Source organism: Arthrobacter sp. D1-17, assembly GCF_054130535.1.
Window position 1 is genome coordinate 2,667,940 of record NZ_CP096382.1, and the last position, 20,293, is coordinate 2,688,232.

The 20,293-nt window shown below is 65.4% G+C and carries 17 protein-coding genes and 1 pseudogene; 6 read left to right on the forward strand and 12 right to left on the reverse strand.

Annotated features, from left to right (window positions below; all coding sequences use genetic code 11):
* Positions 1-30: 30 nt before the first annotated feature.
* The 3 genes from M1E01_RS12425 to M1E01_RS12435 form a co-directional block, all read right to left on the reverse strand.
* Entirely contained in the window at positions 31-876 is an 846-nt protein-coding gene (locus M1E01_RS12425) for a segregation and condensation protein A (RefSeq protein WP_457971895.1), read from the reverse strand.
* A gap of 8 nt (positions 877-884) precedes the next feature.
* Positions 885-1,784, reverse strand: coding sequence for a ParA family protein (locus M1E01_RS12430; protein ID WP_457971896.1), 900 nt, complete (start codon positions 1,782-1,784; stop codon positions 885-887).
* 269 nt (positions 1,785-2,053) lie between these two features.
* Positions 2,054-3,397, reverse strand: a complete 1,344-nt coding sequence (locus tag M1E01_RS12435; protein WP_457971897.1) for a cation:dicarboxylate symporter family transporter — start codon at positions 3,395-3,397, stop codon at positions 2,054-2,056.
* Positions 3,398-3,538: 141 nt separating this feature from the next.
* Between M1E01_RS12435 and M1E01_RS12440 the strand changes: the two genes are divergently transcribed.
* On the forward strand, positions 3,539-5,185 hold the full coding sequence (locus M1E01_RS12440; RefSeq protein WP_457974956.1) for a sensor histidine kinase: 1,647 nt from the start codon (positions 3,539-3,541) through the stop codon (positions 5,183-5,185).
* A complete protein-coding gene (locus M1E01_RS12445) occupies positions 5,182-5,892 on the forward strand; it encodes a response regulator (RefSeq protein ID WP_457971898.1) in 711 nt (236 codons plus the stop codon). Before M1E01_RS12440 ends, M1E01_RS12445 begins: the two co-directional genes overlap by 4 nt.
* Positions 5,893-5,928: 36 nt before the next feature.
* Here M1E01_RS12445 and M1E01_RS12450 read toward each other — a convergent pair.
* Positions 5,929-7,835, reverse strand: a pseudogene (locus tag M1E01_RS12450) (AMP-binding protein).
* A 173-nt stretch (positions 7,836-8,008) separates the two neighbouring features.
* On the opposite strand from M1E01_RS12450, the gene M1E01_RS12455 reads away from it, so the two are divergent.
* The 4 genes from M1E01_RS12455 to M1E01_RS12470 all read left to right on the forward strand — a co-directional run bounded on the left by M1E01_RS12455 (position 8,009) and on the right by M1E01_RS12470 (position 12,307).
* Complete coding sequence (locus tag M1E01_RS12455; RefSeq protein WP_457971899.1) at positions 8,009-8,668, forward strand: GntR family transcriptional regulator; 660 nt, start codon at positions 8,009-8,011, stop codon at positions 8,666-8,668.
* Positions 8,661-10,181 (forward strand): MmgE/PrpD family protein, encoded by a 1,521-nt coding sequence (locus tag M1E01_RS12460; protein ID WP_457971900.1) that lies wholly within the window; start codon positions 8,661-8,663, stop codon positions 10,179-10,181. Before M1E01_RS12455 ends, M1E01_RS12460 begins: the two co-directional genes overlap by 8 nt.
* Before the next feature lies 1 nt (position 10,182).
* Positions 10,183-11,088: a methylisocitrate lyase gene (gene prpB / locus M1E01_RS12465; RefSeq protein WP_457971901.1), complete on the forward strand. Its 906-nt coding sequence runs from the start codon at positions 10,183-10,185 to the stop codon at positions 11,086-11,088.
* A gap of 67 nt (positions 11,089-11,155) precedes the next feature.
* Positions 11,156-12,307 carry a bifunctional 2-methylcitrate synthase/citrate synthase gene (locus tag M1E01_RS12470; protein ID WP_457971902.1) on the forward strand — a complete coding sequence of 384 codons (1,152 nt, stop codon included), beginning with the start codon at positions 11,156-11,158 and terminating at the stop codon, positions 12,305-12,307.
* Between the two features lie 72 nt (positions 12,308-12,379).
* Here the strand turns inward: M1E01_RS12470 and M1E01_RS12475 are convergent, their stop codons facing one another.
* The 8 genes from M1E01_RS12475 to M1E01_RS12510 all read right to left on the reverse strand — a co-directional run bounded on the left by M1E01_RS12475 (position 12,380) and on the right by M1E01_RS12510 (position 20,285).
* Complete coding sequence (locus M1E01_RS12475) at positions 12,380-12,871, reverse strand: 8-oxo-dGTP diphosphatase (RefSeq protein ID WP_457971903.1); 492 nt, start codon at positions 12,869-12,871, stop codon at positions 12,380-12,382.
* Positions 12,872-12,977: 106 nt separating this feature from the next.
* Positions 12,978-14,030 (reverse strand): site-specific tyrosine recombinase XerD, encoded by a 1,053-nt coding sequence (xerD, locus tag M1E01_RS12480; RefSeq protein ID WP_457971904.1) that lies wholly within the window; start codon positions 14,028-14,030, stop codon positions 12,978-12,980.
* Positions 14,030-14,692: an NUDIX domain-containing protein gene (locus M1E01_RS12485; protein WP_457974957.1), complete on the reverse strand. Its 663-nt coding sequence runs from the start codon at positions 14,690-14,692 to the stop codon at positions 14,030-14,032. Before M1E01_RS12485 ends, xerD begins: the two co-directional genes overlap by 1 nt.
* Before the next feature lie 45 nt (positions 14,693-14,737).
* Positions 14,738-16,525 (reverse strand): CTP synthase, encoded by a 1,788-nt coding sequence (locus M1E01_RS12490; protein ID WP_457971905.1) that lies wholly within the window; start codon positions 16,523-16,525, stop codon positions 14,738-14,740.
* An 85-nt stretch (positions 16,526-16,610) separates the two neighbouring features.
* Entirely contained in the window at positions 16,611-18,173 is a 1,563-nt protein-coding gene (gene recN / locus M1E01_RS12495) for a DNA repair protein RecN (protein WP_457971906.1), read from the reverse strand.
* 3 nt (positions 18,174-18,176) lie between these two features.
* Positions 18,177-19,232 (reverse strand): NAD kinase, encoded by a 1,056-nt coding sequence (locus M1E01_RS12500; protein WP_457971907.1) that lies wholly within the window; start codon positions 19,230-19,232, stop codon positions 18,177-18,179.
* Positions 19,233-19,245: 13 nt separating this feature from the next.
* A complete protein-coding gene (locus M1E01_RS12505; RefSeq protein WP_457971908.1) occupies positions 19,246-20,058 on the reverse strand; it encodes a TlyA family RNA methyltransferase in 813 nt (270 codons plus the stop codon).
* On the reverse strand, positions 20,055-20,285 hold the full coding sequence (locus M1E01_RS12510) for a hypothetical protein (RefSeq protein ID WP_457971909.1): 231 nt from the start codon (positions 20,283-20,285) through the stop codon (positions 20,055-20,057). Before M1E01_RS12510 ends, M1E01_RS12505 begins: the two co-directional genes overlap by 4 nt.
* Between the last annotated feature and the right edge of the window lie 8 nt (positions 20,286-20,293).

A 20,293-nucleotide genomic window follows, 5' to 3' on the forward strand; every position in this document is an offset into this window, starting at 1 on the left:
CGTCATCCGGCAGCGTAGGTTGGGACTTGCTCACGTCTGCTCCTCATATTCTTCACTCAGGTGATCGCCGCTCCACACATCAGAGGCAGTCCACCGCACGGTCAGGTCACTGAGCGGCGCCACCTGGTCGAAGGCCACCGCCTGGTCGCGGAACAGCTCCAGCAAGGCCAGGAACCGCGCGACCACCACCAGCGTGGATTCCGCGTTGGCAATCAGTGCCCGGAAGGACAGCGGCCTCCCCTCCTGCAGGCGCAGCCCGATCAGCTCCGCCTGCTCCTTGACGCTGACGGGGCTGCCGTGGAGGTGGGCCAGGCCCACCTCGGTGGTCTCCGGCGCCCTGGGTTTCAACGCAGCTTCAGCCAGGACGGCGAACTGCTGCGGCGTGTGCTTCCAGACGAGTTCCGGAAGCATGGCCGCGAAATGTTCCTCGAGCGCCACCTGCCGCGGATACCGGCGGGCCTCAAGCTCCAGGGTGGCATCCATCAGGGCAGCAACCTGCTTGAACGCCTTGTACTGCAGGAGCCTGGCAAACAGCAGGTCCCGTGCCTCCAGGAGGGCAATGTCATCCTCGTCCTCGACTTCGCCGGCCGGAAGCAGCCGGGCGGCCTTGAGGTCAAGCAGCGTGGCAGCAATGACCAGGAACTCGCTGGCTTCGTCAAGCGCCCACTCCTCCCCCAGCTGCTGCAGGTTCCGGATGTACTTGATGAACTCGTCGGTCACCGTGGCCAGGGCCACCTCGGTGATGTCCAGCTGGTGCTTTGAGATCAGCCCCAGCAGGAGGTCAAACGGGCCGGTGAAGTTGGCGAGCCGGACCTCAAAGCCCTGCTTCTTAACGGCTTGCCCGGCAACGTCCGGCGTGGCACCCTCTCCAGACACAATCCAGGCTAGGGAGCGCCACCGCGCGAAATGAGTTCTTTGGCAAGGCGGCGGTAGGCGTCAGCACCGACGTGGTTGCCGGCATAGCTCGTTATCGGTTCTGCAGCGACGGTGGCGTCTGCGAACTTGATGGAACGCTTGATGACAGTCTCAAAGACCTTGTCACCGAAGGCTTCCACGAGGCGGGAGATAACTTCCCGGCTGTGCAGGGTCCGGGCGTCGTACATCGTGGCGAGCACCCCGTCCACCTGCAGCCGCGGGTTGAGCCTGTCCTGGACCTTGTCGATGGTTTCCACGAGCAGCGCCACAGCGCGGAGGGCAAAGAACTCGCAGATCAGGGGAATGATGACACCGTGGGCAGCGGTCAGCGCGTTCACGGTGAGCAAGCCTAGGGACGGCTGGCAGTCAATCAGAACGACGTCATAGTCGTCCTCGACCTTTTTCAGGGCGCGGTCCAGCACCTGTTCGCGCGCCACTTCGTTGACCAGCTGGACCTCAGCAGCGGAGAGGTCAATGTTGGCGGGCAGCAGGTCCACGTTTTCAACGCCGGTCTGGTGGATCGCCTCTCGGATGTCCACCTTGCGGTCCATCAGCACGTTGTACACGGTCAGGTCCAGCTCGTGTGGATTGACGCCCAAGCCCGCGGACAGGGCGCCCTGGGGATCGAAGTCCACCAGCAGCACGCGGCGGCCATATTCGGCAAGCGCTGCCGCAAGGTTGATGGTTGACGTGGTTTTACCAACGCCGCCCTTCTGGTTGACCATTGCAATCACGCGGGCCGGTCCATGGGAGGACAGCGGCGCGGGCTCCGGAAAATCGCGGTGGGGGCGGCCTGTGGGACCCATCACGGCGTCTTCCAGGTCGAGTTCCGTGCCTTCCAGAGTTGCTGAACCCTGTTCGCTGCTCACGTATCTATCCACACTTTCGATGACGGTGATTTTTCTCTGCCGCTGGATGCCTCAAGCTGAGTGCTTAAAGCTGACTGCCCAGCTCCCATGCTTCTTCCACCCAAGGTTACAGCTCCGGACACGGCATTCCGTGAAACTTGACTTTTGATGGCATTTGAGCCTTTACCTTTTACCTGAGGTCGAAGGTTAGTCCCGGGAATGCAAAAACCGCCCGCACAGGAGTACCTGTGCGGGCGGTCGTTCGGCGCCGGGGCGCCGTCTGTCCGGAGTTACGCGTTGGCCGGAACGGGCTGCTGCGCCGGGGTCTCCTGGACACCGTGGTGCGTGGCAATCATGGTCTGCTCGTCGAAGGGTTCCTCGCCGGAGAGGACGCGCCGGACCTGGACGCCGTCGATCTCCTTGACCCAGGTGCCGATCAGGACCGTGGCCACCGCGTTGCCGGTGAAGTTGGTGAGGGCGCGGGCCTCGGACATGAACCGGTCGATGCCAACGATCATGCCGACGCCGCCCAGGAGTTCGGGCTTGTGGGCCTGCAGGCCCGCGGCCAGCGTGGCGAGGCCTGCGCCGGTGACACCGGCAGCGCCCTTGGAGGCGATGATCATGAAGATCAGCAGGGAGACCTGGGCACCGAGGTCCAGCGGGGTTCCCATGGCGTTGGCCACGAACAGGGAGGCCATTGTCAGGTAGATGGCCGTGCCGTCGAGGTTGAAGGAGTATCCGGTGGGGACGGTAACGCCGACGACCGGCTTGGAGACACCCAGGTGCTCGAGCTTGGCGATCAGGCGGGGCAGTGCTGCCTCGGAGGAGGAGGTGGAGAAGATGAGGAGGTATTCGCGTGCCAGGTACTTCATCAGCTTGAAGATGTTCACGCCAGCCACAACCTGCAGGAGGCCGCCGAGGATGATGACGATAAACAGTGCGCAGGTGATGTAGAACGCCGCCATCAGGGTGAACATGCTCACGATTGCCTGGAAGCCGGTGGCACCGACAACTGCGGCGATGGCGCCGAAGGCACCCACCGGAGCCAGCCACATGATCATGATGAGGATGCGGAAGACCACAGCCTGGCCGTGGCCGATGGCCCTGAGCACGGGGGCGCCCTGAGCGCCCATCTTCTGCAGTGCAAAGCCAACGAGGATGGCGGCGAAGAGGGTGGGCAGGACCGGGATGTCGCCGGGGATAATGCCGAGAAGGAAGGCTACAGTACTGTCGGTTTCAGCCTTCTTGTTGGGATCGTACGGGGCCAGCTTCAGGCCCTCGCCCGGGTGGATCAGGTTGCCGACCACGAGGCCGATGCCGAGGGCGAACGTGGACATCAGGACGAAGTAGCCCAGGGCAAGCCCGCCAACCTTGCCGACGGTTGCGGCCTTGGCAATGGAGCCGATGCCCAGCACGATGGTGCAGAAGATGATCGGAGCGATCATCATCTTGATGAGCTTGATGAACCCGTCGCCGAGGGGCTTCAGGGATTTTCCGACCTCCGGGAACAGCAGCCCCACCAGGGCGCCCAGGATAACGGCGGCGATGACGGCGATGTAAAGGTAGTGGGATTTGTCCAGCCTTTTGCGCCCGGTCTTGACCGGTGCAGCCGACTCTCCTCGTTGAGAAGCCATGATGTGTCTCCTTATGGATAATCTGGAAGACGCTTCGGCACAGTCTCTGAGCTCTTCGCGTCGGTCCTTTGTGTGATTTCCATCATTGGGCATGAAGTGACTTGCCTCACCGTTGCGTTCATATTGGTCATGGGAGGTGTTGTGATCCACCACTGGAGCATTGCCAAGCGGCTGTTCGTGGCCAACCTGCTGTTTGTGCTGGCGCTCACCCTTGTCGTGGGGACAGCCGCCTTCGTGGATGCCCGGGACCGCACCTATGCCGAGGCCGGACGCAGGATGGCCGCGGTGGCCGTGGCCGTTGCGGACAACCCCCTGGTACTGGAGTCCGCTGCTTCCCCTGACCCCTCCGCCCGGCTGCAGCCCTATGCCCTGCGCGTCATGGAGGACGCCGGCGCCGACTTCATCACGATCATGGCTCCGGACAGGACACGGTGGACCCACCCCCAAAGGGAGGAACTCGGCCAGCCTTACATCGGTTCGATCGGCGAAGCCCTGGAGGGAAAGGTTTTCACCGAGATCGCCACCGGCACGCTGGGTCCCTCCGTACGCACCATCGCGCCGGTCAAGGACGCCGGCGGTTCGGTCAAGGCCCTCGTGGCTGCCGGAGTCACGGTCAGGACAGTCGACGTCGCCGTGAGCGGGAGGATTCCCGCCCTTTTGGCCATCTCGGGTGGACTGCTCGTAAGCGGTTCGCTCACGTCCTGGCTGCTCGGGCGCTACCTCCGCCGCGTGACCCGCGGCTGGGGGCCCGAACAGCTTGCCCGGCTCTTTGCCTACTACGAATCCGTGCTGCACTCTGTCCGTGAGGGAATCATCCTCATCGACCCCAAGGGACGGGTGGTGATGTACAACGACCAAGCCGCTGAGCTGCTCGGCCTTGAACCGAAGGGCTCTGGCAGTGATCCCGCGGATGCTCCGTCACTCCGGGACCTTCCGCTGGCGCCAAGCCTGAAGGCCCTGTTCGAGTCGGGCCGGACCGTCCACGATGAGATCCATCTGACGGACTCAGGCGTCCTCGTGGTGAACCAGGGCCCGGCCGTGGACCCCGGCCCTCCGGCCGGACGGCCGCCCGCGGTCTTCGGCACTGTGGCCACGATCAGGGACCGTACGGAAATCGAATCCCTGGGAAGCGAACTGGAGACCATGCGGACCCTCTCCGATGCCCTCCGCGCCCAGACGCATGAGCACGCCAACCGGCTTCATACCATGGTGTCGCTCCTGGAACTCGGCCGGATGGATGAGGCGCTCGACTTCGCGACCCACGACCTTGAGCTGAGCCAGCAGCTCACGGACGACATGGTGGGCTCGGTGCAGGAACCCGTGATCAGCGCGCTCATCATGGGCAAGGCCGCAGAGGCCCATGAACGGGGCGTGGAGCTGATCGTCGAAGCATCCCCGGCGGCAGGGGCTGCGGGCATCGCCATCCAGGACCTCGTCACCATCCTTGGCAACCTCCTGGACAACGCAATTGACGCTGCCGCCGAGGCCGCCGCCCCGAGGCGTGTCCAACTGACGGTGACGTCCGAACACGGCGGGCTCGACATCACCGTCCAGGATTCAGGCAAGGGCATTGAGCCCGGTGCCGTCGACGACATTTTCCGCTACGGCTTCAGCACCAAGGAGGCAGGACCCTTTGGCCGCGGTCTCGGGCTGGCCCTAGTGAAGCAGGCGGTCCAGCGGCTGGCCGGTACGATGACGATCACCAGTTCCGGCAACGGCGGCGGCGCGCGCTTCAACGTCGTGCTTCCCCCGCCGGCCCCGCACAGCCGCCTGGAGGACCAAGCGTGACAGACATCCGGGTCCTCGTGGTCGAGGACGAGCCGATCGCTTCAGCGGCGCATGCCGCCTACGTGGAAAGACTGGCCGGCTTCGTCCTGGCCGGCACAGCGCCGGACGGCCAGTCGGCGTTGCGGATGCTCACGGAATTTGCGGCCGCCGGAAGTCCTGTGGAGTTGGTGCTCCTGGACATGAACCTGCCGGACCTTCACGGCCTGGATATCGCGCGACGGATGCGTTCCGCCGGCCACTTTGCGGATATCATCGCAATCACGGCCGTCAGGGAACTCACCATCGTGCGCAACGCGGTGTCCATCGGCGTCGTGCAGTACCTCATTAAGCCCTTTACCTTCGCGACCTTCGCCGACAAACTGGCGAGCTACCGCCAGTTTCGTGAGCAACTGGCCTCAGGATCCGGCTCAGCCAAAGCCGGTGCCTCCCAGAGCGACGTGGACCAGGCCTTCGCCAGTCTCCGGGCACCGTCGGAACTGCCCCTGCCCAAGGGTCTTTCACCCTCCACGCTCGACGCCGTCCGAGACTTCATCCGGGAACAGCCCGGCGCGGTCTCAGCCACCGAGGTCATGACCGCACTGGGAATGTCCCGGGTCACCGCCCGGCGTTATCTGGAGTACCTTGCCGACGCCGGGACGGTCTCCCGTACGGCGCGGTACGGGGCGCCCGGACGACCGGAAAACGAGTACCGCTGGGCGCGTGCCTGAGCAGAATGGCGGCCTGACGCAGCAGGTCCGACCGGCTCAGCCGGCGCCGCCAGCGTCCGCTGGCCGCAGCGTTCCGATCAGCCGGTCGAGCACCTCGGGGTCTTCGATGGTGGACGGGACCACGTAGTCATCGCCGTCAGCGATTTGCCGCATCGTCTTTCGAAGGATCTTCCCGGACCTGGTCTTGGGCAGCGCATCCACCACGGCCACGGACTTGAAATCGGCTACGGCGCCGATGTCCCGCCGGACGAGTGCGATCAGTTCGCGAACCAGGACCGCCTCCGGCACGTCCACCCCGGCCTTGAGCACGACATAGCCACTGGCGCGCTGGCCTTTCAAGGGATCCGCGACGCCGATGACAGCGCACTCAGCCACTGCCGGATGCTGTCCGATGACCTGCTCCATTGCCCCCGTAGACAGCCTGTGCCCGGCAACGTTGATCACGTCGTCGGTGCGCCCCATCACGAAAACGTACCCGTCCTCGTCCCGGTAACCGGAATCGCCCGTGGCGTAGTAGCCGGCAAAGGCCTGGAGGTACGACGACTTGTAGCGGTCATCGTCTCCCCAGAGTGTGGTGAGCGTACCCGGAGGCAGCGGAAGCCCCAGCACGATGTTGCCTTCCACTCCGGCCTCTACCGCAACGCCAGCACCGTCCACGATGCTGAGGTTGAATCCAGGCATCGGTACCGAAGGTGAACCAGGTTTGATGGGAAGAGAATCCAGGCCCCTCGGATTGGCGCAGATGGCCCAACCTGTTTCGGTCTGCCACCAGTGGTCCACCACGGGGACTCTCAGCGCTCCCGCGGCCCAGTGATAGGTGTCGGTGTCCAGCCGCTCACCGGCGACGAAAAGCGTCTTCAGGCTGGACAAGTCATAGCCGGCCAGCAACGCGGCGCCGGGATCCGCCTTCCGAATTGCACGCAGGGCGGTCGGCGCGGTAAAGAGTACATTCACTTTGTGGTCCCGGATGACACGCCAGAACGCTCCCGCATCGGGGGTGCCCACCGGCTTGCCCTCGTACAGCACGGTGGCGGCGCCGGCAATCAGGGGACCGTACACGATGTAGGAGTGTCCCACCACCCACCCGACGTCGGAAGCGGTCCACATGACGTCCCCCGGCCCGACGTCGTAGACGTTTTCCATGGTCCAGCCCATGGCAACAGCGTGCCCCCCGTTATCGCGGACCACTCCCTTCGGGCTGCCGGTGGTGCCTGAGGTGTACAGGATGTATAGCGGGTCAGTGGCGCGGACATCGACAGGCGCCGCCGGTCGGGCCACGGCCATCTCGTCGTCCCAGTCCAGCCACCCGGCGAAGTCGGCGCACCGGGCCTCGAAGCCGTCCCGCTCCTTGACTAGAACCGGGGTTCCATCAGCTCCTGCGAGCGCGAGGGCTTCATTAACTGCAGGCAGATACTCCACTCGGCGCGCGGGCTCCACACCGCCTGATGCGGTAACCACCGCAACAGGGGAAGCGTCGCGGATGCGGGCGGCGAGTTCCTTGGGAGCGAAGCCGCCGAAGACCACCGAGTGGATGGCGCCCAGGCGCGCGGTTGCCAGCATAGCGATGGCGGCTTCCGGGATCATCGGCATGTAGATCACGACGCGGTCGCCCTCCGCCACTCCCCGTGCCCGCAGGACGCCGGCGAACTTTGCCACGAGATCCGTGAGCTCCGCGTAGGTGTACCGCTGCCGGCTGCCAAGCACCGCGGAATCATAAATAAGCGCATCCTGTTCCCCACGGCCAGCCAGAACGTGACGGTCCAGCGCGTTAAAGGAGGTGTTAAGGACGCCGTCCGGGAACCAGCCGAACAGGGGCGCACGCCGACTGTCCACGGCCTGGCGGGGACCCCGGGTCCAGGACACCCGCATGCGGCCTGCAACCAGAACTCGTCGGGCTTTGTGAGGCTGCGGTCGTAGGCATCGCGGTAGCTATTGGTGACCATGAAGATTTCCTGTCCACGACGTTGTGATGTCGCCCATGCTATTCCCGGCCGCCTTGGATACAAGAACTATGTATACAAAAGAGCCTTAGTTCTTGAGGGATGCACCCTTGATGCTAGGCAAAAGTGCCTCGCCTGTATACAGTGGTAGCTATCGACCACGGAAGGGAGGCGGCATGCGCGCCAGCGACAGGGCCTACGCGGCACTGCGCGACGACATCATCGAATGGCGGATCCTCCCTGGCACTGTCCTCGGTGAAGTTGAGCAGTCCGAACGCCTCGGAGTGTCCCGCACGCCGCTGCGGGAAGCGCTAAGCCGCCTCTCAGCGGAAGGGCTAACAACGACGGCGGGCGGCCGGGGCGTCGTCGTCACCGATATCTCGCTGGACGATATCGATGAGCTGTTCGAGCTCCGCGAAACCCTCGAAGGCAAGGCAGCCGCGCTGGCGGCGCAGCGGGGCGATCCGGCAGTTTTTCGGGAGCTGCAGGAAGAGTTGCTGGCGGCGCCCGCGCTGATCAGTGGCGCCGACCCTGCCCGTCACGACTACTACGGGCTCGTGGGTCGTCTCGATGAGGCCATCGATGCCGCCATCTCGAACTCCTACCTGGCTCAGGCCATGCGCAGCCTCCGTGTCCATCTGGTGCGGGTCCGCAGGCTGGCGGCCGACGACGCCGGCCGCCTCACTGCTGCCGCGGCCGAACATGCGGCCATAGCCGAGGCCATAGCCGAGGGCAACGCGCGGCTGGCTGAAGCGGCCACCACCGTCCACTTGCACCGCAGTCTTTCCCACGTCAAAGCCACTCACCCATCACTCTCGAAGGAGTCCCATGGTTAAGGAACACCACGTCCGCGTGTACAAAAGCGAGGAAAACCTTCCACGCGAGGACCAGCTGGCCCACAAGATCGCAGTAGTGGCAGCCGACCCCGTCGGCGTGACGGATGACGTCACGGAGATGGTGATTAACCGGATCATCGATAACGCCTCCGTCGCCATCGCATCCCTGAACCGGGCCCCGATCGTCGCCGCCCGGGCGCAGGCCCTCAGCCACGGTCCCTCCACGGGCGGCAAGGGCGCGAAGGTCTTCGGGATCGGTGAGCGCGTCTCCCCCGAGTGGGCCGCCTGGGCCAATGGGGTCGCAGTCCGGGAACTGGATTACCACGACACCTTCCTTGCCGCCGATTACTCCCACCCCGGCGACAACATCCCGCCGATCCTGGCCGTGGCCCAGCACGTTGGCTCCAGCGGCGCTGATCTTGTCCGCGGCATTGCCACCGGGTATGAGATCCAGGTGAACCTGGTCAAGGCGATCTGCCTGCACAAGCACAAGATCGACCACGTCGCGCACCTCGGCCCGTCCGCCGCGGCCGGCATCGGGACCCTGCTGGGGCTCGATGTCGAGACGATCTTCCAATCTGTCGGGCAGGCGCTGCACACCACCACCGCGACCCGCCAGTCGAGGAAGGGTGAGATCTCCACGTGGAAGGCCCACGCTCCGGCGTTCGCGGGCAAGATGGCAGTGGAAGCCGCGGACCGTTCCATGCGTGGCCAGACCTCCCCCGTGCCGATCTACGAAGGCGAAGACGGCGTGATCGCCTGGCTGCTCGACGGCCCCGACGCCTCCTACATGGTCCCGTTGCCCACACCGGGTGAGGCCAAGCGCGCCATCCTGGACACCTACACCAAGGAGCACTCGGCCGAGTACCAGGCCCAGGCCTGGATCGACCTGGCCCGCAAGCTGAACAAAGAACACCCTGAGGCCACGGACCCGGCCAACGTGCAGTCCGTGCTGATCAAGACCAGCCACCACACCCACTATGTCATCGGCTCCGGCGCGAACGATCCGCAGAAGTACAGCCCCACCGCATCGCGTGAGACGCTGGACCACTCCATCCCGTACATCTTCACGGTCGCACTGCAGGACGGGGCCTGGCACCACGTGGACTCCTACGCCCCCGAACGCGCCGCCCGCCCCGACACCGTGGAGCTCTGGCAGAAGGTCACCACCGAGGAAGACCCGGAATGGACCCGACGCTACCACTCCCTCGACATCTCCGAGAAGGCCTTCGGCGGGTCCGTGGAAATCACCCTCTCCGACGGCACCGTCATCCGCGACGAGATCGCTGTCGCCGACGCCCACCCGCTCGGCGCCCGGCCGTTCACCCGGGAACAGTACATCAACAAGTTCCGCACCCTCGCCGCCGGCCTCGTGGAGGAGGACGAAATCGCACGGTTCCTCGCCGCCGTCGAACACCTCCCCGAACTCGCCGCCGGGGAACTGGACCAGCTGAACATCACCGCCGCCCCCCGCGTCATCGACCTCGGTGCAGCACCAAAGGGGCTGTTCTAAAGTGCTGTATTCCAAGACCAGGCCGGAAGAAAAGCGCGTCCGCTTCCGTGAGCTGCTCGCCTCGGGCACCATCGCGCAGTTCCCCGGGGCGTTCAATCCGCTCTCTGCCCGGCTGATTGAGGAGAAAGACTTCGCCGGCGTGTACATCTCCGGCGCCGTGTTGGCCAATGACCTCGGCCTGCCGGACATCGGGCTGACCACGCTCACCGAGGTGGCCACCCGGGCCGGGCAGATCGCGCGAATGACCGACCTGCCGGCCATCGTGGACGCGGACACGGGGTTCGGCGAACCCATGAACGTGGCCCGCAGCGTTCAGGAACTGGAAAACGCCGGACTCGCCGGCTGCCACATCGAAGACCAGTTCAACCCCAAACGCTGCGGACACCTCGACGGCAAGAACGTCGTGGACCTCGAGACGGCCACCAAGCGCATCCGTGCCGCCGCGGATGCACGGCGGGACCCGAACTTCCTCATCATGGCCCGCACCGACATCCGTGCTGTGGAGGGGCTCGAGGCTGCCCAGCAGCGCGCGAAGGCGCTGGTGGAGGCTGGAGCGGACGCCATCTTCCCGGAAGCCATGGCCACGCTGGAGGAGTTCAAGGCTATCCGCGACGCGGTGGACGTCCCGATCCTGGCCAACATGACGGAGTTCGGCAAGAGTGCCCTGTTCACAGTGGACGAGCTGCAAAGTGTCGGCGTCAATATGGTGATCTACCCCGTGACGCTGCTCCGTAGTGCCATGGGCGCTGCTGAGCGTACGCTGGACTCAATCAGGGCGGACGGAACGCAGGAGGCACAGGTAGGAAACATGCTCACGCGTGCGCGGCTGTATGACCTCGTGGACTACGAGGCCTACAACCGCTTCGATGCCGGCGTCTTCAATTTCCGGATTCCCGGAGCCGACTGACGCGCAACCCCTCAGGACCACCGGCCGCGGCAGCCGGTAATCGGACGCAAGAACGAAGGAGTTCAGCATGGCTGAAGAAGAGATCAAGAAGGGCCTCGCCGGCGTCGTGGTGGATTACACCGCCGTCTCCAAGGTCAACCCCGATACGAACTCGCTGCTGTACCGGGGCTATCCGGTCCAGGAACTGGCAGCGCGGTGCAGCTTCGAGGAAGTCGCCTATCTGCTCTGGAACGGAGAGCTCCCCGACTCCGAGGAGCTGGCCGCTTTTACCCGGCGGGAACGGGCAGGCCGTGCAATGGACCCCGTGGTGAAGCAGGTGGTGGACGCCCTGCCCCTCTCAGCCCACCCAATGGATGTCTGCAGGACAGCAGCCTCAGTGATGGGCGCGCGCCATGAGCTGGCAGAAGATTCCTCCCGGGAGGCCAACATGGCCAAGGCCGTGGACCTGTTCGCAGCCATGCCCGCGGTCGTGGCCTACGACCAGCGCCGCCGCCGCTCGGCGGGACGCCCCATTGAACCAGTGGAGCCGCGCGACGACCTCGGCTACTCCGCAAATTTCCTGTGGATGTCCTTCGGCGAGGAGGCCGTGCCGGAGGTCGTCGAGGCCTTCAACGTCTCCATGATTCTTTATGCGGAGCACTCGTTCAACGCCTCCACCTTCGCAGCCCGGGTCATCACGTCCACCCTGTCGGATCTCCACTCGGCCGTGACCGGCGCGATCGGAGCGCTTAAGGGCCCCCTGCACGGCGGCGCCAACGAAGCCGTCATGCACACCTTCGAGGAGATCGGCATCCGGGCCGAGGAATCCCTCGAGGAGGCCGCAGCACGGGCCAGGGCCTGGATGGAACATGCCCTGGCCAACAAGAAGAAGGTGATGGGCTTCGGGCACCGTGTGTATAAGCACGGCGACTCCCGCGTGCCCACTATGAAGGCGGCCCTGGACAAGATGATCGCCCACTACGGCCGCGCCGAGCTGCTGGGACTCTACAACGGTCTCGAAACCGCGATGGACGAGGCCAAGGGCATCAAACCGAACCTCGACTATCCCGCGGGGCCCACCTACCACCTCATGGGTTTCGACACACAGATGTTCACCCCGCTGTTCGTCGCGAGCCGCATCACTGGCTGGACCGCCCACATCATGGAGCAGATGGAATCCAATTCCCTGATCCGCCCGCTGAGCGCGTACAACGGTCCGGAGGAACGGCATTTGCCGTAACTTCCCGCTGCTCTCCAGCGAAAAGAGTACGACGCCGGGCCGGTCACCTCTGCAGGTGGCCGGCCCGCGCACCTACATACCTCGGTAGGAGTATTGGGCGGAAGCAACCGTCTCGTTATCCGCATTCAAAGTGATGACGGAATCCACCACGCTTCCGTCCAATGCCACGGGAAGCCAGTGCTCGGCATCCTGCCACATCCGGTCCAGGGGCAGTGCGGACGTTCGGAACCACTCGGGAATGATCTCGGAACTTTCCACCGGATCACCCATCCACCGCCGGGCGGTGAACAGTCGCGTGGACATATTCCAATCGGGCCGTGCGGGAAAAACAAACTCCACGGTACCGGCGTCGGCCAGGTCGTCCTCGAGCACCACGATTCCCGCTTCCTCCAGCACCTCGCGGCAGGCTGCCTGGGCGTCGGTCTCCCCCGCTTCGACGTGACCGCCGAGGCCCACGATCTTGCCGGTGCCGAACCCGGTCTTTTTCAGTCCCAGCAGCACCTCGGGCCCGCTGCCGGGGCGCTCCCGGAGGAGGAAACAGAGGGTGACGGGCACGGAGGTCATGGAGACCAGCCTAGCCTCACCGCCCCGTTTCAGCCCTGCCTGCCCTCCAGGCCAGGCTCTTTAGCCAGCGGCCCTTATCCAAGTGCCCCTTTACCACAGCGCCTTTTTACCCCAGCGCCCGCGGATGGGCGGCGGCGTAGATTTCCCGGAGCGTATCCGCCGTCACGAGCGTGTACACCTGCGTGGTGGTGACGGAGGCGTGGCCCAGCAGTTCCTGGACCACCCGGACGTCGGCCCCGCCCTCGAGCAGGTGCGTGGCGAAAGAATGGCGCAGCGTGTGCGGGGACACATCCTTGGTGATGTTGGCCTTGTCGGCTGCTGCCTTCAGGATGGTCCAGGCACTCTGCCGGCTGATCCGTCCGCCCCGTGCATTGAGGAAGAGCGCCGGCGTTCCCTTGCCCTTGGCTGCCAGCAGCGGCCGGCCGCGGACCAGGTAGGCGTCCAGCGCCCGGGCGCCATAGGAGCCAAGCGGGACCATCCTCTCCTTTGAGCCCTTGCCGAACAGCCGCACGATGGCGGGCCCGGCGGAGGCCGGCTGCACCGAAATGTCATCGACGTCGAGTCCCACGGCTTCACTGATGCGGGCACCGGTGGAATAGAGGAATTCGAGCAGCGCCCGGTCCCTGAGACCCGTGGCTGTGTCGGCACCCGCGGCTTCGAGGATGCGGGTGACTTCATCAACGGTGATGGCCTTGGGAAGCCGCCTCCCCGGCATCGGCGGGTGGACGTCACTGGCCGGATCCGCCGTCGTCATGCCCTCCAATGCCCAAAACTTGTGCAGTCCGCGGACGGCGACCACGGTGCGCGCCGCCGAGCGCACGCCCAGCGCCGTTCCGCCGTCCGAGCCATCCGACAATGCCCGGACGAAGCCGGTGACGTGGAACCGTGTCACATCGCCGGGGCTGCTGAGTCCCGCGGCGGCAAGGTAGTTGGAGTACCGGGCAAGGTCGCGGCGGTAGGCGGACAACGTGTTGGCCGCGAGGCCCCTCTCGACGCCCATATGCTGGAGATAATCGGTCACCGCGCGGTCAATCGCAGTCCGGGGACGTTCGGCACGGGCGGCGTCGGGGCCCGGGCGCTGCGGAGCCTGCTCCGGGGGATCCGCAGGCGGCGGGCCCGGGGCAGGCGCTGACTCAGCTGCAGTCGTCCCTGCCGTCATCAGCGCTGGCTGGGATGGGCCGGCCAAGGTGCATCAGCGGGGCGCAGTCCGCTAAAGCCCTCCGCTTTGGCCGCTGCTGCGGCGAGGACTCCGACGACGGCAGAAGGGTTATGCAGGCGCCCCTCCAGGACTGCGGCCACGGCCTCTTCGAGCGGAAGCCAATGCAGCTCGATCTCGGCTTCCTCGTCCGTGCGGACGTGGAGCTCATGGTGCGGAACTTCCGTCAGGTCCCGGGCCAGATAAATGCGGATGGCTTCGCTGGAGGACCCGGGCGAGTTGAAAAAGTCGGCGAGGACGTTCCACGTGCCGGCCACGAGGTCCGCTTCCTCCGCCAGTTCACGCGCGGCACCGGCCACAAAGTCCTCGCCTTCGACGTCCAGCAGGCCAGCCGGAATCTCCCACAGGTCCATTCCTACCGGATGCCGGTACTGCTTGATCAGCAGCACCTCGCCGGCGTCGTTCATTGGCAGCACGGCCACCGCTCCGGGGTGGTCAATGTAGTCACGGACCAAGGGGCTGCCGTCCTCGGTGAGCTCAAAGCTGTCACTGACGACGTCCCAGATCCTACCCTCGTAGACCTTCTCCGTGGACAGCAGACGGCGCGGGCTCGGCTCATCCGACACCTGCCGTGCAGCAGGGATGTTTTCAGAAATACCGGGCATCGCGCCGTCCTCCGTCATTGGTGCTCAGTTCTACTTTGCAGTTCTCTAGCTGGCTGTCGCCCCGGAGGCCGCCTCCGCCGCTGGTTCCTGCTGCGCTGCGGACCCGGCCACCGGAGCAGCCGGGTTCCTGTTCGCGCTGCTCTGGTGGTCCAGGGCAGCCTTCACCAGCCCGGCGAAGAGCGGGTGCGGACGCGTCGGACGCGAGCTCAGTTCGGGGTGGGCCTGCGTGGCGACGTAGTACGGGTGGACTTCGCGCGGCAGTTCTACGTACTCGACGAGCTTGCCATCCGGCGACGTGCCGGAGAACACGAGGCCCCGGGCGGCAATCTGGTCGCGGTACTTGTTGTTCACCTCGTACCGGTGGCGGTGGCGTTCGCTGACAGTGGTGGTGCCGTAGGTTTCGGCGATGACCGAGCCCTCGTCCAGCTTGGCCTCGTACAGGCCGAGGCGCATGGTGCCGCCCAGGTCGCCGCGGCCCTCGACGTATTCCAACTGCTCTTCCATCGTGGCAATGACCGGGTACTTCGAGTCAGGCTCAAATTCGCTGGAAGAAGCGCCCTCAAGGCCCACCACGTTGCGCGCGTACTCGATCACCATGCACTGCAGGCCAAGGCACAGGCCCAGGACCGGCAGACGGCTTTCGCGGGCGTACTTCAGGGCGCCGAGCTTGCCTTCGAGTCCGCGGATGCCGAACCCTCCCGGCACGCAGATGGCATCCACGGCGTCCAGCGACCTGGCAGCGCCTTCGTGTGTTTCGCATTCGTCGGACGGCACCCAGCGGATCTTGACCTTGGCGTCATTGGCGAAGCCGCCGGCGCGCAGGGCCTCCGTCACGGAAAGGTAGGCGTCCGGGAGGTCAATGTACTTGCCCACGAGGGCGATTTCAACCTCATGCTTGGGGTTGTGGACGGCTTCGAGGAGCTTGTCCCAGCTGGTCCAGTCGACGTCCTTGAACGGCAGGTCGAGCGCCCGGACTATGTAGGAATCCAGGCCCTGCGAGTGCAGAGTCTTGGGGATGTCGTAAATGCTCGGGGCGTCGGCGGCGTTGACCACGGCGTCGATGTCGACGTCGCACATGCGGCCGATCTTTTCGCGCATGGCCTCGGGAACTTCGCGGTCCGAGCGGATCACGATCGCTTCGGGCTGGATGCCGATGGAGCGCAGGGCTGCCACAGAGTGCTGCGTGGGCTTGGTCTTGAGTTCCTGCGAGGGTCCGATGTACGGCACCAGGGAGACGTGCAGGAAGAAGACGTTGTTGCGGCCGACGTCCTGGCGGACCTGGCGCGCCGACTCAAGGAACGGCTGAGATTCGATGTCGCCGACGGTTCCGCCGATCTCGGTGATGATGACATCCGGCGCGTTCTTGCCCTCGGCGGGAAGACGCATCCTGCGCTTGATCTCATCGGTGATGTGCGGAATGACCTGGACGGTGTCTCCGAGGTATTCGCCGCGGCGTTCCTTGGCGATCACCGTGGAGTAGACCTGGCCTGTGGTCACGTTGGCTGAGCCTTCGAGGTTCTCGTCGAGGAAGCGCTCGTAGTGTCCGATGTCGAGGTCGGTCTCCGCGCCGTCGTCCGTGACGAAGACCTCACCGTGCTGGAAGGGGTTCATCGTGCCCGGATCCACGTTCAGATAGGGATCGAGCTTCTGCATAGTTACAGACAAACCGCGTGCCCGCAGCAGGTGGCCGAGGCTGGAAGCCGTCAGTCCCTTACCGAGCGAGGACGCCACACCGCCGGTGACGAAGATGTGTTTGGTCGTCTTGGACGAGCCCGGGAACCGGGAATTTATACGGGAATTTGATCGCTGCACCACGGAATTCGAGCCTATCATCAATTGAGCCTTCCACGGATCGGGTATTCGTCCCCAAAGGCTTCAGTTTTCCCTGTCCGCACGCTCCAAGCAAGAGCAGAGGCCGTCATGCCTGCTGCGGCAAGAGCCGGGCGTCGTCCAGCAGTTCCTGCGCGTGGGCCTGCGCCGTTTCGGAGTCCTCCTGGCCCGCGAGCATTCGCGCCAGCTCCCGGACCCGCTCCGGCTCATCCAGCAGCTGGACGTCGCTGGAGGTAAATCCGGTGGCGGTGGTGCCGTTGGAGCCGCGGACCGAGGTTTTGGTCACCCGGATGTGCTGGTCCGCGAAGGCAGCGACCTGCGGCAGGTGGGTGACAACGAGCACCTGGACGTGGCGGGCCAGCATGGCCAGCCGGCGGCCGATCTCGACGGCGGCCCGGCCTCCCACCCCTGCATCCACCTCATCGAAGACGAACGTGGGAACCGGGTCAACGGCCGCCAGTACGACCTCAATCGCCAGCATGACGCGGGAAAGCTCACCGCCGGACGCTCCCTTGCCCAGCGGCCGTGCGGGTGCGCCCGAGTGCGGCTGCAGCAGGAATGAGATTTCATCGGCGCCGTGGGGTCCGAGCTGGCCGGCGGGATCGAGGTTGATGACCAGGGTGGCATCGGCCATGGCGAGGGCCTTCAGCTCCCCGCTGACCCGGGCCGAGAGGTTCTTGGCAGCCTTGGCACGGATCTTGCTGATCGCTGCAGCCTGCTTCGTGAGCTCGGCTTGGGCCTTGGCAACGTCGCCTTCCAGAATTTCAATCCGGGTGGAATCGTCCTGCAGCTCATCGAAGCGGACACGCGCCTTTTCGGCCCACTCCAGAACCTCGTCGATGCTGGGCGCATATTTGCGGACCAGCTTCGCCAAGGCTGCCCGGCGTTCCTCGATCTCGGCCAGCCGCTCCGGGCCTTCCGAATCCAGTCCGGCCTGATAGCTGGCAAGCTCTGTGGCGATGTCGTTGAGCAGGAAGCCCACCTCGGCGAGGCGGGCCGCAGCGGAACCAAGTTCCTCGTCGTGCTCGGCCACGTGTTCGAGCGTCCGCTTGGCAGTGTCCACGAGCGTGGTGGCGTCGCCGGCCTCGCCGAAGTCCTCGGCAATCAGTGCCTGATGGGCCGTGGTGGCAGCGATGCGGAGCTCCTCAACATTGGCGAGCTTCACCGCCTCGGCCTTGAGGGCGTCGTCCTCCCCCGGCTGCGGGTCCACGGCGTCGATTTCCGCGAGGGAGATCTCCAGCGATTCCGCCTCGCGCAGGCGGTCGCGCGCCGCATTCCGGAGCATGTCCAGTTCGACCTGGCTTGCCTTCCAGGAGGCATACAGCTTCTGATATCCGCCGAGGACGGCGGCCAGGGTATCCCCGGCAAACTTGTCCAGGGCTTCGCGCTGGGCTGTGGCGCTTTTAAGCCGGATCTGGTCCGACTGGCCGTGCACCACTACCAGCGATTCGCCGATTTCGGCCAGCACCCCCACCGGGGCCGCACGTCCGCCGAGGAAAGCGCGGCTGCGTCCGTCCGCTCCCAGGCGGCGTGACAGCAGCAGTTCCACACCGGCGCCGGTCTCGCCGGTCACCACACTGAGGCCGGGGCCCAGGGGCAGGGTAGCGTCAGTGATGACGCCCAAATCTCGGATTCTCAGTTCTTCAAGCATGGGTCACTTTCCGGTTGGAGGCTCGGAATCTTCGGCAGGTTCGGCGTACGGCTGCGGAATGGGCGGCAGATCGCCGGGCTGCGGCGGGTGCAGGGGGGCCATGGGACGCGGTGTGCGGACTAAGGGTATCGGGCCTGTGTGGACGGCTTCGGCTTGCGGCACGGGGCCGCGCCAGCCGTGGATGGGCAGCTGGAACTTGCGGACCAGCCGGGCAGAGAATGGCGTCTGGTGTGTACGGGCCAGGCGGACAGGGGTGGCGGACCTGGTGACTTCCACTCGGGCGCCGGGCGGCAGATCCACGGAGCGTCGGCCGTCGCACCACAGCACACCCTGGGCATCCGTCCGATTCAGCACTTCCACGGCCAGCCTGGAGCGCGGGGAAACCACCAGGGGCTTCGTAAAGAGCGCGTGCGCACTGATGGGAACAATCACGAGGGCCTCCACCTCAGGCCACACGACCGGGCCGCCGGCCGAGAAGGCGTAGGCTGTCGATCCCGTGGGCGTGGCAAGCACGACACCGTCACAGCCGAAGGAGCTCAGGGGACGCTCATCCACTTCGGTGACCACCTCAAGCATCCGCTCACGGTTGCCTTTTTCGATGGCTGCCTCATTGAGCGCCCAGGTATGCCAGATTTTCTGGCCGCGGACCCAGACCTGGACGTCGATGGTCATCCGCTCTTCCACCGAGTAGTCACGGCTGGCGATCCATTCGACGGTCTGGGCGAGGTCTGCCCGCTCGCTTTCGGCGAGGAACCCCACGTGCCCCAGGTTGACTCCGAGCAGGGGGACGTCCACCTCCCTGACCAGTTCAGCCGCCCGAAGAATGGTGCCGTCGCCGCCGAGTACCATGACGAGTTCGACGTCGGGCAGCTGGACGTGGTCGTGCAGGATTTCCACGGGGTGCTCCATCCGGCCGAAGAACCCCTCCATGTCCTCCAGCTCGGACTGCTGCATCACGGGAATGATGCCGGATGCGTGCAGTTGGGCACAGGCCTCCCAGGCAGCCTTCAGGGATTCTTCGCGGCCGGTGTGGGCAAGTACCAGTACACGCCTGCTCATCGGGTTCCGCTCTCTAGTGGTTCGGCCAGATACTTCCAAGCAACACAGCCACAGCTGCGTCCCGCTCTTCGATCTTAGGCAAGTCTCGGTCGGTTCTTCGTTTTATCCACAGGAAATACTCGACATTTCCGTCCTGCCCCGGCAATGGGCTGGTCGCCAGTCCGCAGAGTTCAAGACCTGCATCGCTGGCCGCCCCCGCCACTTTAGCCACCGCCATGCGTCGTTCGCGCTCCGAGGTGACCACGCCGGTGCGTCCCAGCCGTTCCTTGCCGATTTCAAACTGAGGCTTGACCATGAGCACAAGGTCGCCGCCGGGACGCGTGCAGGATGCCAACGGCGCCATGACGAGCGTCAGCGAAATGAAGGACAGGTCGGCCACCGTCAGGTCAGCCGCTCCCCCGATGTGGTCAGGTTCCATGTACCGGACATTTAGCCCTTCATGAACGCTGACGCGGGGGTCACTCCTGAGCTGCGGCACCAGCTGTCCGTGCCCGACGTCGACCGCCACCACCTGCGCGGCGCCCCGCCGCAGCAGGACGTCGGTAAACCCTCCCGTGGACGCTCCGGCATCGAGGCACCGTTTGCCGCCGACCGGGATCTCGGGAAACGCGTCGAGGGCGCCGGCCAGCTTATGGCCCGCCCGGCTGACGTAGGTGTCTGTCGCATCCTCGGCGACGACGAGCTCGCGGTCTTCGGCAATCTGAAGCGACGCCTTCGCGAGAACGTCACCGGCGGAGGAGACCTTGCCGTCCGCGATGAGCCGGGCCGCATGCGTGCGGGACCGCGCCAGCCCCCGGGTGACGAGCACCTGGTCGAGTCTGGTCATGCGCCGGTCCCGGCCGACGTATCCTCGTTGAGCACTGCCAGGAGGCTCTCGTGCATTTCCGCGTACGCGGCAGGGTGGTCGGATACCGGAAGTGCCGGAATCTGCCGTACCGCCTCGAGGATGGCCTGGACCGCGTGGTCCTGCGCTTTATCCGTCCCCGCGGACAGGTCCGGCCACGTAATCCGGCCGGGGGCCTCCTGCCGGGAGTCAGAATTCGGCTGTGTCATTTCACCAG

Bases quoted from the DNA above. Each gene is read 5' to 3' on its own strand.
- M1E01_RS12435 (WP_457971897.1), bottom strand. From the start codon at position 3,397: ATGGCTTCTCAACGAGGAGAGTCGGCTGCACCGGTCAAGACCGGGCGC.
- M1E01_RS12455 (WP_457971899.1), top strand. From the start codon at position 8,009: ATGCGCGCCAGCGACAGGGCCTACGCGGCACTGCGCGACGACATCATC.
- M1E01_RS12460 (WP_457971900.1), top strand. From the start codon at position 8,661: ATGGTTAAGGAACACCACGTCCGCGTGTACAAAAGCGAGGAAAACCTT.
- M1E01_RS12470 (WP_457971902.1), top strand. From the start codon at position 11,156: ATGGCTGAAGAAGAGATCAAGAAGGGCCTCGCCGGCGTCGTGGTGGAT.
- M1E01_RS12475 (WP_457971903.1), bottom strand. From the start codon at position 12,871: ATGACCTCCGTGCCCGTCACCCTCTGTTTCCTCCTCCGGGAGCGCCCC.
- xerD (WP_457971904.1), bottom strand. From the start codon at position 14,030: ATGACGGCAGGGACGACTGCAGCTGAGTCAGCGCCTGCCCCGGGCCCG.
- M1E01_RS12485 (WP_457974957.1), bottom strand. From the start codon at position 14,692: ATGCCCGGTATTTCTGAAAACATCCCTGCTGCACGGCAGGTGTCGGAT.
- M1E01_RS12490 (WP_457971905.1), bottom strand. From the start codon at position 16,525: ATGATAGGCTCGAATTCCGTGGTGCAGCGATCAAATTCCCGTATAAAT.
- recN (WP_457971906.1), bottom strand. From the start codon at position 18,173: ATGCTTGAAGAACTGAGAATCCGAGATTTGGGCGTCATCACTGACGCT.
- M1E01_RS12500 (WP_457971907.1), bottom strand. From the start codon at position 19,232: ATGAGCAGGCGTGTACTGGTACTTGCCCACACCGGCCGCGAAGAATCC.
- M1E01_RS12505 (WP_457971908.1), bottom strand. From the start codon at position 20,058: ATGACCAGACTCGACCAGGTGCTCGTCACCCGGGGGCTGGCGCGGTCC.
- M1E01_RS12510 (WP_457971909.1), bottom strand. From the start codon at position 20,285: ATGACACAGCCGAATTCTGACTCCCGGCAGGAGGCCCCCGGCCGGATT.